The 12291-nt window shown below is 72.9% G+C and carries 11 protein-coding genes; 8 read left to right on the forward strand and 3 right to left on the reverse strand.

The window, feature by feature from the left end; genetic code table 11:
* The first annotated feature begins 93 nt into the window (after positions 1 to 93).
* Together QRT03_RS04765 and QRT03_RS04770 are read left to right on the forward strand one after the other, a co-directional pair.
* A complete protein-coding gene (locus tag QRT03_RS04765; RefSeq protein ID WP_286051356.1) occupies positions 94 to 792 on the forward strand; it encodes a GIDE domain-containing protein in 699 nt (232 codons plus the stop codon).
* Between the two features lie 44 nt (positions 793 to 836).
* Entirely contained in the window at positions 837 to 1664 is an 828-nt protein-coding gene (locus QRT03_RS04770) for a PhzF family phenazine biosynthesis protein (RefSeq protein WP_286051358.1), read from the forward strand.
* Positions 1665 to 1706: 42 nt separating this feature from the next.
* Here QRT03_RS04770 and QRT03_RS04775 read toward each other — a convergent pair whose 3' ends face one another.
* The gene (locus QRT03_RS04775) at positions 1707 to 2564 is read right to left on the reverse strand and encodes a nitrilase-related carbon-nitrogen hydrolase (RefSeq protein WP_286051359.1); all 858 of its coding nucleotides are present in this window, start codon (positions 2562 to 2564) and stop codon (positions 1707 to 1709) included.
* A gap of 409 nt (positions 2565 to 2973) precedes the next feature.
* Here QRT03_RS04775 and QRT03_RS04780 point away from each other — a divergent pair, with 409 nt between their 5' ends.
* From QRT03_RS04780 to QRT03_RS04805, 6 genes are all read left to right on the forward strand, one after another.
* Positions 2974 to 3756, forward strand: coding sequence for an alpha/beta fold hydrolase (locus tag QRT03_RS04780; protein ID WP_286051360.1), 783 nt, complete (start codon positions 2974 to 2976; stop codon positions 3754 to 3756).
* Positions 3757 to 3803: 47 nt separating this feature from the next.
* The gene (locus tag QRT03_RS04785) at positions 3804 to 4637 is read left to right on the forward strand and encodes a hypothetical protein (protein WP_286051361.1); all 834 of its coding nucleotides are present in this window, start codon (positions 3804 to 3806) and stop codon (positions 4635 to 4637) included.
* A gap of 16 nt (positions 4638 to 4653) precedes the next feature.
* A complete protein-coding gene (locus QRT03_RS04790; protein ID WP_286051362.1) occupies positions 4654 to 6294 on the forward strand; it encodes an NAD(P)/FAD-dependent oxidoreductase in 1641 nt (546 codons plus the stop codon).
* Positions 6291 to 7703, forward strand: coding sequence for an ATP-binding protein (locus QRT03_RS04795; protein WP_286051363.1), 1413 nt, complete (start codon positions 6291 to 6293; stop codon positions 7701 to 7703). The genes QRT03_RS04790 and QRT03_RS04795 overlap by 4 nt, the downstream gene beginning before the upstream one ends.
* 92 nt (positions 7704 to 7795) lie before the next feature.
* Positions 7796 to 9664, forward strand: coding sequence for an asparagine synthase (glutamine-hydrolyzing) (gene asnB / locus QRT03_RS04800; protein WP_286051364.1), 1869 nt, complete (start codon positions 7796 to 7798; stop codon positions 9662 to 9664).
* Between the two features lie 455 nt (positions 9665 to 10119).
* Entirely contained in the window at positions 10120 to 11331 is a 1212-nt protein-coding gene (locus tag QRT03_RS04805) for a DUF445 domain-containing protein (RefSeq protein WP_286052054.1), read from the forward strand.
* 49 nt (positions 11332 to 11380) lie between these two features.
* Here QRT03_RS04805 and QRT03_RS04810 read toward each other — a convergent pair whose 3' ends face one another.
* Positions 11381 to 11740, reverse strand: coding sequence for a fluoride efflux transporter FluC (locus QRT03_RS04810; RefSeq protein ID WP_286051365.1), 360 nt, complete (start codon positions 11738 to 11740; stop codon positions 11381 to 11383).
* The gene (gene crcB, locus QRT03_RS04815) at positions 11737 to 12195 is read right to left on the reverse strand and encodes a fluoride efflux transporter CrcB (protein ID WP_286051366.1); all 459 of its coding nucleotides are present in this window, start codon (positions 12193 to 12195) and stop codon (positions 11737 to 11739) included. The genes QRT03_RS04810 and crcB overlap by 4 nt, the downstream gene beginning before the upstream one ends.
* Positions 12196 to 12291 lie beyond the last annotated feature (96 nt).

The raw sequence follows: 12291 nt of genomic DNA on the forward strand, positions 1-12291 counted from the left end.
CGTGACCCGGACCTCCTCCCGGGTGACGCCCGCGGTTCACCGCGACACCAGCCGTCGTCGGGGACCCTGGACGGACCACCGGAGGGATCACCCATGCTGCTGTTCGGGATCGTGCTCATCGCCCTCGGCGCCGCGGCGATCGTCGCGGCGAACCGCCGGGTCGCGGCGCGGCACGCCCTGATCGGCGCGTCGACAAGCCCCGTCGCCGACCTCGAGGTGGAGCGCGAGGCCCTCGTCGAGCTGGGCACCGTCGGCGGCTTCCGGCGGGTCGCCGCGGTCGTCGGGTACGCCCACCCGCCCGAGGACGGGCCGCTGCGCTCGCCGCAGACCGGCACCGAGTGCGTCTGGTACCGCCGGACCGTGCGTCGCCGGACCTCGGAGGACGGCGCGTGGGAGACGGTGCTCGAGGAGGCCTCGGAGCGCCCGTTCGTGCTCGTCGAGGAGACCGGCAACATCGGGGTCGACCCGCGCGTCACCGTCCCCGTGCAGCCGGAGAAGGTGGCGGGGGAGTCGTCGTTCGGCGGCCACTCGTACCCGACGGGCGCGGTCGTCCGCGAGGAATGGGTGCTGCGGCCGGGCGCCGGGCTCTACGTGCACGGCGAGGTGCACGACCGCGACGGCACCCTGGTGATCGCCGCGCCGGAGACCGGGACCGACCCGTTCGTCGTCTCCACCCGTGGGTCGACCGACCTCCGCGACGACTCGCTGCTGCTCCAGCGACGCTGGGCGTGGGGCGGGGCGGCGTCGGGCGTGGCCGGTCTGGCCCTGGTGGTGGCGTCCCTCCTGGGCTGACGCACCGCATGTCGCTCGCCCACGGCATCGGTCACCATGGGGGCGTGGCCCACCAACTCCTCGTCGTCGACGCCTTCACCTCCGTGCCCTTCACCGGCAACCCCGCGGCGGTGTGCCTGCTCGACGACGGCGAGGGCCCCGTCGACGCGGGCTGGATGCAGGACGTCGCGGCGGAGATGAACCTCTCCGAGACCGCGTTCGTCGACCTCTCCTCCTTCCCGACGACGGGTGAGGTCGGCCTGCGGTGGTTCACGCCCACCGTCGAGGTGGAGATCTGCGGGCACGCGACGCTCGCCTCGGCGCACGTCCTGCTGGAGCGGGGGCTCGCGACGGCGCCGATCGCGTTCTCGACCGCCGCCGGCGTGCTGCGGGCCGACCGGGCGGGCAACGGCGCGATCACCCTCGACTTCCCCATCGACACCCCGGTCGCCGGCCTGCCCGGCGGGTACTTCGCCGACGAGTTCGCGGACGCGCTGGGGGCCTCCGTGGTCGCGCTCGCCCGGTGCCGCTACGACGTGCTGGTCGAGGTGTCCTCGGCGGAGGAGGTCCGTGACCTCGAGCCGGACCTCTCGGCGCTGCGCGCGGCGAGCGGGCGGGGCGTCATCGTCACGGCCGCGAACGACCTGCCCGGGGTGGACGCCGACTTCGTCTCCCGCTTCTTCGCACCCGCCGTCGGGATCGACGAGGACCCGGTGACCGGGTCGGCGCACTGCTGCCTCGCCCCGTACTGGGCCGAGCGCACCGGCAAGCCCTCGCTGGTCGGCGCGCAGCTCTCCCGCCGCGGCGGGACGGTGGGCGTCGAGGTCGTCGGCGATCGGGTGATGCTCCGCGGCGACGCGGTGACGATCACCGAAGGTGTGCTTCGCAGGTGAGCACTTGTTGTCGCGATAGCGACGACAAGTGCTCACCTGTGCTCACAGATCACCGCCCTCGTCGAGCAGTCGGTCGATCTCGCGGCGGAGCAGGCCGAGGCGCGCCTCGCGGACCAGCGGGATGTCGCGGCGCCGGCGGCGCACGTCGGCGAGGTTGATCTCGACGGTGAGCGTCTCCTCGGCCTCCGGTCCCTCGCCGCACTCGCCGACGACCTCGCCCCACGGGTCCACCACGTGCGACCCGCCCCAGAACGTCAGACCGCCCTCCACGCCCACGCGGTTCACGAAGACGACGAACAGCTGGTAGATGCGGCCGTAGAACGTGGTGATGTTGCGCCAGTACTCGCGCGAGTCGTAGCGCTCCGGGGACATCGACTGCGCCGAGTTCGCGGGGACCAGCAGGATGTGCGCGCCGTCCTGGGTGGAGAGGAACGCGACCTGGGGCTGCCAGGCGTCGTTGCAGATCAGCGTCGCCGCGCGGTGCCGCCCGCCCCGCACCCCGTAGGCCCGCGAGTGCTGGCCGGGCAGGAAGTGCTTGCGCTCCTCGAACGTCGAGTACGTCGGCAGGTAGAGCTTGCGGTGGGTGTGCACGAGGTGGCCGTCCTCGTAGTAGCCCGCCGAGTTGTAGGTGTGCAGGCCGTGGGTGCCCGCCTCCGGGTAGCCCATGAGCATCCCGGCCCCGCCGGCGCGCTGGGAGAGCCGCAGCAGCCGGCGGTCGTCGGGGGACATCGACAGGTCGTGCGCGACGTCGCCGAGCTGGTACCCGGACAGCGCCAGCTCCGGGAACACCACGAGGTCCGACCCGTCCTCGACGGCCTCGCCGAGGACCCGTTCCGCGCGCTTGAGGTTGCCGTCGAGGTCGCCGAGCGTGGCGTCGGTCTGGGCCAGGGTGATCCGCACGCGAGGCTCCTCTTCCTGACGACGGGTCCGGTGGCTCCGGCGCCCTGCGCGCTCGAGGCGCACGAGCGCGGCCGGTCCGACCCGGCCCGGCCTCGGTGCCGGGTCCGGTCGGGCACGACCGCGTCCGGGGAGTGTGCATCCCACTGCTCTGTGTGGTCGACCCGGGTGTGACGGCGGAGCTGGACCGGTCGAGCGAGCACCTGCGGTCGTCGACCCGGTGCACGGACCACCGACGGTGCTCGTTCGTCGCGATGGCGGCGACCGAGTGGGCGCCCACACGGCGCGGGCGCCTCGGCCTGCACCGATGGACGCCCACTCGACGAAGGAGGGGGCACCGCCCCCTGGGGCGCACCAGACCAGCCGGGCGACACTCCGTCGACGGGCAGGGGGAGGGCACGTGGAGTCGACGATGCGAACGGTGCGGTCCGCGGACGGGACGGCGATCGCCGTCGAGCAGGTGACGGACGGGCCACGTCCGATGGTGACCGTCGCGGGCGGCCCGAGCGGTCGGGCGTCCTGGGCCGTAGCGGCCGAGGGTCTCGTCGGGCGCTTCGCGGTCCACCTGGCCGACCGGCGCGGGAAGGGCGACTCGGGGGACACGCTCCCGTACTCCTTCGCGCGCGAGCACGACGATCTCGACGCGCTCTGTGCCGATCTCGGCCCGGACGTGGTTGTCGCCGGCCACTCCTCGGGAGCGGTGTGCGTCCTCGGCGCCGCCGCCCGCGGCCTCGCTGCCTCCGCGCTCGTGCTCTACGAGCCGCCGTGGCCGCTGCCCGGCCGGCCCGACGACAGCGCGACCCTCGATCGCATGGAGGCCCAGCTGGCCGCGGGCGACGCGGAGGGGGCGCTGCTCACGGGGGTCCGCGAACTGGTGCAGGCGCCCGAGGCGGCGATCGAGGGGATGCGGCGCAGTCCGATCTGGCCGAGTCGGGTCGCGAACGCCGCGGCCTGGCCGCGGGAGGGCCGCGAGCTCGTCCGCATGCCCGTCGGGACGGAGGGGCTCGCCGACATCGGGATGCCCGTCCTCATGCTGCTCGGGGAGCACAGTGCCGGACACCTCCGCGACTCGACGGCGGCCGTGGCGGCGGCCCTGCCGCACGCGACCGTCGTCGAGCTCCCCGGACAGGCGCACGCGGCGCTGCAGACGGCGCCGGACCTGGTCGCCCGCGTGATCGCGGAGTACTTCGGATAGCCCAATATAGTTGCTTTGCGTCACCGGAATCGGGCACAGTCCGTGACATGAGCGGCGTTCACGACGAACTCGGACTCGAGGCGTCACCCTCCGTACCCGGCGGTGGTCCGGCCTCACCGTGGCGGGTGGGTCGGGTCAGCAGCCGGTTCTTCTGGATCTGGGCACTGCTCACCGTCGCCTGCCTGGCGGTGCTCGGCGCCGTGCTCACCGCGTGGATCGGCACCGGGATCTCCGACACCGGGATCGTGCTGTTCGTCCTGCTCGTGATCGCCCTGCCGCTCCTGCTCGCCGCGACCTTCGCGGCCGTGGGCGCGGCGACGGACAGCCGCGTGGACGACGACGTGCGGGACTACGGCGTCGGGATCGGTTCGGTGCTGCACACGGCCGAGTACGCCGACTCGCCGTTCGAGTTCGACGGACGGCTGGACGGCACGGTCTCCCGACCGGAGAAGCGCGGCAAGAAGAAGGGGAAGCGCGAGGGGCGCACGCTCGCCGTCGGGAACGAGTCGCGGTGGCTCGAGCAGCGGGGGAACCGGTTCGAGCTGTTCGACGACCGCGAGCTCGTCGCGACGGCGAGCCCGCACGCGCGCGGTCCGTGGCGCGACTGGGAGATCGACGTCGACGGCCGGGTGCTGCGGATGCGCACCCGCGTGGAGCGACACCCCCCGCGGCGCACGCTGATCGACGACCTCGGGCGGGCGTGGCGGGCCGACGTCACGAAGGGCCGGGTCGCCGCCCGCCTGCCCGACGAGCTCTCGCCCCTCGGCGCCGCGTTCGTGCTGTGCGTCCTCGCCGGGATCCGCGACACCGTCGTCCCCGTGACGTCGGGCTCCGGGGGCGGGGTCGACCTCGCCGAGAGCGGTTGGACGACCGGCGACTGAGCCTAGGCTGGTACCCGTGCCCCGCCCCGTGATCCTCACCGTGGACGACGACCCGGGCGTCTCCCGTGCCGTGGCGCGCGACCTGCGCCGCGAGTACGGCGAGCACCACCGCATCGTGCGCGCCGACTCCGGCGAGGCCGCCCTGGAGGCGCTGCGCGAGATCGCGCTGCGCGGCGAGCAGGTCGCGGTGATGCTCGCCGACCAGCGGATGCCGCGGATGACCGGTGTCGAGTTCCTCGAGCGCGCCATGGACCTCTTCCCGCGCGCCCGCCGCGTCCTGCTCACCGCCTACGCCGACACCGAGGCCGCGATCACCGCGATCAACGTCGTCGACCTCGACCACTACCTGCTCAAGCCCTGGGACCCGCCCGAGGAGAAGCTCTACCCCGTCGTCGACCAGCTCCTCGAGGCCTGGCGCCGGGCGCCCGACCGGCCGAGCACCGACACCCGGGTCATCGGCCACCGGTGGTCCGCCCGGTCCTACGAGCTGCGCGACCTGCTCGCCCGCAACCAGGTGCCGTTCCGCTTCCACCTCGCCGACGACCCCGAGGGAGCGCGCCTGCTGGAGGCGGCCGGGTGCGACGTCGAGCGGCTGCCGGTCGTGATCACCGGCGACGGTCACGCCCTCGTGGAACCGACCGACGCCGAGGTCGCGGAGCGGGTCGGCCTCTCCACCCACGCCACGGCCGAGCTCTACGACCTCGCGGTGGTCGGCGGCGGCCCGGGCGGGCTCGGCGCGGCGGTCTACGGCGGCTCCGAGGGCCTGCGGACCGTGCTCGTGGAGTCGCTGGCCACCGGCGGACAGGCCGGCACCTCCAGCCGCATCGAGAACTACCTCGGCTTCCCCGACGGCGTCTCCGGCTCGCAGCTCACCGACCGGGCCCGTCGTCAGGCGGTCAAGTTCGGGGTCGAGGTCCTGACGACGAGGACGGTCACCGGCCTCGGCGTCCGCGGCGGTGTCCGGGTGCTCACGTTCGACGACGGGTCGGAGATCGCCGCCCACGCGGTGGTCCTGGCGACCGGGGTCTCGTACCGGACGCTGGACGTCCCCGGGCTCACGGAGTTCGCCGGCGAGGGCGTCTTCTACGGCGCGGCCACCACCGAGGCGCCCCTGTGCGCGCAGGAGGTGGTCTACGTCGTGGGCGGCGCGAACTCCGCCGGGCAGGCGGCGATGAACTTCTCCCGCTACGCCAGCCGCGTCGTGATGCTGGTGCGGGGCGGGTCGCTCGAGGCGTCCATGTCGCACTACCTGATCGAGCAGATCGCCGGTGTGGAGCACATCGAGGTGCGCACCGGCACCGAGGTGGTCGGCGCCGAGGGCGACGGTCACCTGCAGAAGCTGACGCTGCGCGACCGCGGGAGCGGCACCGAGGAGGTCGTCGACGGGCAGTGGCTGTTCGTGTTCATCGGCGCGCAGCCGCGCACCGACTGGCTCGACGGCGTCGTCGCCCGCGACGACCGCGGATTCGTGCTCACCGGACCCGACCTGCCGTCGGGAAGCAACCCGGACCGGGAACCGTTGCACCTGGAGACCTCCCTGCCCGGGGTGTTCGCCGTCGGCGACGTCCGGGGCGGGTCGGTGAAGCGCGTGGCCTCCGCCGTCGGCGAGGGCGCGATGGCGGTGAGCCTGGTGCACCGCTGGTTGGAGAACCGATGAACGACATCCGTGACGAGCTCGCCCCCGCCACCCTGCGGCGGCTCTTCCTCTTCGAGTCGCTGGACGACGACCAGCTCGCGTGGATCTCGGAGCACGCCGACGTCGTCGACGTGCCGTCGGGCGAGGACGTGTGCCGCGAGGGCGACCCCGCACGCTGCTTCTGGGTGCTCTGCGACGGCGAGATCTCGCTGATCCGGACCGTCCGGGGCGACGAGGTCGAGGTCAGCCGTTCCGACCGGCCCGGCACGTACGGCGGGGCCACCGAGGCCTACGTCGAGGGCGAGAACCTCCTCTACAAGCACACGCTGCGCGCCTGCACCGACTCCCGGTTCCTGGCGCTGCCGGCCGAGGAGTGGGGCGCGCAGCTGCGGACGTGGTTCCCGCTGGCGATGCACCTCGTGGAGGGCCTCGCCGTCGGGATGCGGCGCTCCAGCACCGCGATCGGCGAGCGGGAGCGGCTGCTGGCGCTGGGATCGCTCTCGGCGGGCCTCACCCACGAGCTGAACAACCCGGCCGCCGCCGCGATCCGGGCCACGGAGTCCCTGCGCGACCGGGTCGCGGGGATGCGGCACAAGCTCGCGATGCTCGCCTCCGGCAAGCTCGACGGCGCCGTCGTCTCCCAGCTCGTCGAGCTGCAGGAGGAGGCGGTGCTCGGCGTCGCGACCGCCCCGGAGCTCTCCGCGATGCAGGCCGCCGACGCCGAGGACGAGGTCGGCGACTGGCTGTCGGACCGCTCGGTCTCCGGGGCCTGGGACCTGGCCGCGGTGCTCGTCGCGGGCGGGCTGGACGCCGAGTGGCTCGGCAAGGTCGAGCGCACGGTCCCCGACGGCACGCTCGAGGCGGCCGTGCGGTGGATCGCCTACGCCGTCGAGACCGAGACGCTGATGGGCGAGATCACCGACTCGACCGTCCGGATCGGCACGCTGGTCAACGCCGCCCGCCAGTACTCCCAGCTCGACCGCGCCCCGTACCAGGCGAGCGACCTGCGGGTGCTGCTCAAGTCCACCGTCACGATGCTCTCCCGCAAGCTCGAGGGCATCACGCTGGTGAAGGAGTTCGACCCCGACCTGCCGCAGGTGCCGTGCTACCCGGCGGAGCTGAACCAGGTCTGGACGAACATCATCGACAACGCGTGCTCGGCCATGGGCGGCGAGGGGACGCTGACGATCCGGACGCGGCGCGAGTCCGACACCGCGGTCGTCGAGATCGCCGACACCGGCCCGGGGATCCCGGACGACGTGCGGCCGCGCATCTTCGAGCCGTTCTTCACGACGAAGGACGTCGGCGAGGGCACCGGGCTCGGCCTGGACATCTCGTGGCGGATCGTCGTCTCGAAGCACCACGGGGACATCCGCGTGCACACCTCGTCGGCGGGGACGACCTTCGAGATCCGGTTGCCTCTGGGGTGATCGTCCGGTTCACCAGCACGTCACATCTGGTTACATGCCCTAAACAAACGGGGTAGTCCGGAGCTGTCGCCGATGACAGGAGGACAGCCGGCATGTGTGGCATCGCAGGAACGGTCGACTTCACCCGGGACTTCTCGCAGGACCGCGGCGCCGCCGCCGATGCGCAGGCGATGACGGACACCATGGCCTGTCGCGGGCCGGACGACGAGGGACTCTGGAGCGCCCGCCACGCCGCCCTCGGGCACCGCCGGCTCGCCATCATCGACGTGCCCGGCGGGCGGCAGCCGATGACGCTCGAGGACCCGGCGAGCGGCGAGACCCGTCTGGCGATCGTCTACTCCGGCGAGGTCTACAACTTCACCGAGCTGCGGGCCGAGCTGCAGCAGCGCGGGCACGCGTTCCGCACCGACTCCGACACCGAGGTCATCCTGCACGGCTGGCTGGAGTACGGCGAGGACGTCGTCGAGCGCCTGAACGGGATGTTCGCCTTCGCGTTGTGGGACACGCGCGCCGACGAGCTCTTCCTCGTCCGTGACCGCATGGGCATCAAGCCGCTCTACTACTACCCGACGCCCGACGGCGTGCTGTTCGGCTCCGAGCCCAAGGCGATCCTCGCCCACCCGCGCTCCGAGGCCGTCGTCGACGCCGACGGGCTGCGGGAGCTGCTCTCGCACGTCAAGACGCCGGGCCACGGCGGGTACCGGAACATGCACGAGGTCCGCCCGGGCTCGCTCGTCCGGATCCGGCAGGAGGGTCTGTCGACCCGGCAGTACTGGCAGCTCGAGGCCCTCGAGCACACCGACGACCGGGAGGCCTCGGTCGCGCACGTCCGTGAGCTGCTCGACGACATCGTCGGCCGGCAGCTGATCTCCGACGTGCCGCTGTGCTCGCTGCTCTCCGGCGGGCTCGACTCGTCGGCGATCACCGCCCTCGCGGCGCAGCAGCTGGCGGACCAGGGCGCGGGCCCGGTGCGGTCGTTCTCGGTCGACTTCGTCGGCTACGAGGACTCCTTCGCCGCCGACCCGATGCGCGACACCCCGGACGGGCCCTTCGTCCGCGAGCTCGCCGAGTACGTGAAGGCGGACCACGAGGCCATCACGCTCTCCAACGACGACCTCATGGACCCCGACGCCCGGGCCGCCGTCCTGCGCGCCCGCGACCTCCCGCTCGCGCTCGGCGACATGGACACCTCGCTCTACCTGCTGTTCAAGGCCATCCGCGGCCGCTCGACGGTGGCCCTGTCCGGGGAGTCCGCCGACGAGGTGTTCGGCGGGTACCGCTGGTTCCACGACGCCGACGCCGTGAATGCCGACACCTTCCCGTGGATGGCGGCGCAGAACGCGCCGATGGACCTGCAGCGCAGCTTCTTCGACCCCGGGCTGATGACGACGCTGGACCTGCCCGGCTACGTCGATCAGTCCTACCGAGACGCCCTCGCCGAGGTGCCGCACGTCGACGGCGTCAGCGCCCACGAGCGCCGCATGCGGGAGGTCTGCTACCTGCACCTGACCCGCTTCGTGCAGATGCTGCTCGACCGCAAGGACCGCATGTCCATGGCCAGCGGGCTCGAGGTCCGCGTGCCGTTCTGCGACCACCGGCTCGTGCAGTACGTGTTCAACACCCCCTGGTCGCTGAAGACGTTCGACGGCCGGGAGAAGTCGCTGCTGCGTGCGGCCTCGAAGGACGTGCTGCCGGCCTCGATCGTCGAGCGGGTGAAGAGCCCGTACCCGTCGACGCAGGACCCGGCCTACGAGAAGGCGCTGCGCGGCGACCTCGCCGACCTGCTCGCCGACCCGAACGCCCCGGTCCGCGCGCTGATCGACGTCGACGCGGTGCGGGCCTCGATCGACGCCCCGGCCGACAGCGCCACGAGCCTCGAGGTCGACCGCGCCAAGACGGAGAACGTCCTGCAGCTCGACGCCTGGATGCGCGCCTACTCGCCGACGATCGAGACCGGCTGAGGCGGCCCCTGGCGATCCGAACGAGCGGCACTCTCGCGCACATAGAGGCAGCGAGGGTGCCGTTCGTGCGTTCGGTGGGGCGCCCCCCGGCCACCGTGGGGCAGCACGGCGGCCGGAGGGCGCGAGAACCCCGTGCGGCCGGGCGCGGACGGTCGCACGGGGCGTTCGAGGGCGCGTCCCTGCGCTCGAGCCCCACGTTCACGGGCCCCCCGACGCCGGGCACTCGCGACGCTGTGAGTCCTAACGGCGGTGGTCCTGGTGACGATGCGGGCGATTCGGTTCTCGTCAGGTCGCTTCGCACGTCGGGCCACGACGGTTCATCCGGTCGGGTCGGGGCACAATCGACGGGTGTGAGCACCACGGCGGTTCCCCCGACGACGGATCGGGGCAGCGGGGGCGGGTCCGGCCTGTCCGGCCTCGCCGACGAGGAGGGCAAGCGGCTCCGGCTGCGCCGGATGAAGGTCGTGGCGACCGGGTTCCTCGTCGGTGCCGCGATCGTCTGGATCGTCTTCCTCACCTGGGAGCGCAACGGCGGTCCGGCCTTCACCGGCTTCGTGCGGGCCGCGGCCGAAGCGGGCATGGTCGGCGCGTTCGCCGACTGGTTCGCCGTGACGGCGCTGTTCCGCCACCCCCTGGGACTGAAGATCCCGCACACCGCGATCATCCCGCGGAAGAAGGACCAGCTCGGCGAGAGCCTGTCCGACTTCGTCGGGCAGAACTTCCTGTCCGTCCCCGTGGTGAGCGACAAGCTCCGCTCGGCGCGGATCGCGAACCGCACCGGTGCCTGGCTGTCGCGGAGGGAGAACGCCGAGCGGGTCACCGCCGAGGCGGCGACCGTGGTGCGGGGCGCGGTCGCGGTGCTGCGGGACGACGAGGTCCAGGCCGTCATCGAGCAGACCGTCACCCGCCGCGTGATCGCCCAGCAGTGGGGCCCGCCCATGGGCAAGCTGCTCGAGGGGATCCTGGAGGACGGGTCGCACCGACGGGTGGTCGACCTGATCTGCGATCGCGCCTACGACTGGGTGCGGGCCAACCACGAGACTGTCATGGCGCTCGTCAGCAAGCAGGCCCCGAGCTGGTCCCCGCGCTTCGTCGACGGCCTGATCGGCGACCGCCTCTACGCCGAGGCGCTGTCGTTCGCCTGGGCGGTCAAGTCCGACCAGGACCACCCGCTGCGCAAGGCCATCGACCGGTTCCTCACGAGCTTCGCGGGCGACCTGCAGCACGAGCCGGAGACGATCGAGCGCGTCGAGGCGATCAAGCAGCAGCTCCTCGCGCACCCCGACGTGCAGGGCCTGATCAGCCGGGCCTGGGCGACCGGGAAGGCGATGATCCTGGACGCCGCGGAGGACCCGTCCAGCGAGCTGCGGCTGCGCGTGACCGACGGCGTCACCCGCTTCGGCGAGCGGATGGTGCTCGACGAGGCCCTGCGGGACAAGGTCGACAGCTGGATCGTCGACGCGGCCTCCTACGTGGTCACCCGCTACGCCCCGGAGATCACCGCGCTCATCTCCGACACCGTCAAGCGCTGGGACGGCCCGGAGACCTCCCGCAAGATCGAGCTCCAGGTCGGCCGGGACCTGCAGTTCATCCGGATCAACGGCACCGTGGTCGGCGCCCTCGCCGGACTGATCATCTACACGATCGGCGAGCTGCTCGTCGGGTAGGTGGCTTCGCCTCGTGTGCACTTGTGGCGGCTATGACCGCCACAAGTGCTCACAGGGCGAAGCCACCGATCGCGAGGCCCAGCGACGCGGCGCCGAGGCCCGCGAACGTCGACATCACGACGTTGAACAGCGAGTGCGCCCGCTCTCCGGCCTCGGCGAGGCGCACGGTCTCGTAGCCCAGGGTCGACCACGTGGAGAGCCCGCCGCAGTACCCGGTGCCCATGGCGGCGACCACGGCCGACGGCGCCGCTCCCCCCAGCACGATCCCGAGCACGAGCGAGGCCACGACGTTGACGGTGAACGTGCCCCACGGGAACGACGTGCCGTGGGTGCGCTGCAGGGCGCGGTCGACGAGGTAGCGGGTCGGCGCCCCGAGCGCGGCGCCGAGCGCCACCCAGAGCCCCGTCACCGCGCACCCCCCGTCGTGCGGCCCAGGACGAGGCCGAGCCAGGCGGCGCCGACCGACCCGGCCACCGTCGCCGCGAGGTAGCCCAGCGCGGTGCCGAGCCGGCCGCCGGCGAGGAGGTGCTGGGCGTCGACGGCGAAGGTCGAGAAGGTCGTGAACCCGCCGAGGACACCCACACCGAGGAACGGCCGCACGAGCGGGTGCGCGGTGCGGACCTCGGCCACGTGCACGACGAGGAACCCCATGAGCAGGCAGCCGACGACGTTGATGACCACGGTCGTCGTCGGGAACCCGCCCGGCGGTGTGGGCCACGCGAGGCCCAGGCCCCAGCGGGCGAGCGCGCCGAGCGCGCCGCCGAGGGCCACGGCTGCGACGGCAGCCCCCTGGCCACGCAGGACGGACCCGCCGGGTTCACGCCCGGCGACGACGTCGTCGGAGATCTCGGGACGCTCGGGCACGAAGGCTCCCTGGGCACGCGGAATCGGGCTCCAGGGACCGTTGGCGCCGGCATGACGCAGTTGTCGGCGGGCCCCACCGCCATCGCCGCAGACGCT

Source organism: Actinomycetospora termitidis (assembly GCF_030286555.1).
In the GTDB taxonomy this organism is placed as follows: Bacteria; Actinomycetota; Actinomycetes; order Mycobacteriales; family Pseudonocardiaceae; genus Actinomycetospora; species Actinomycetospora termitidis.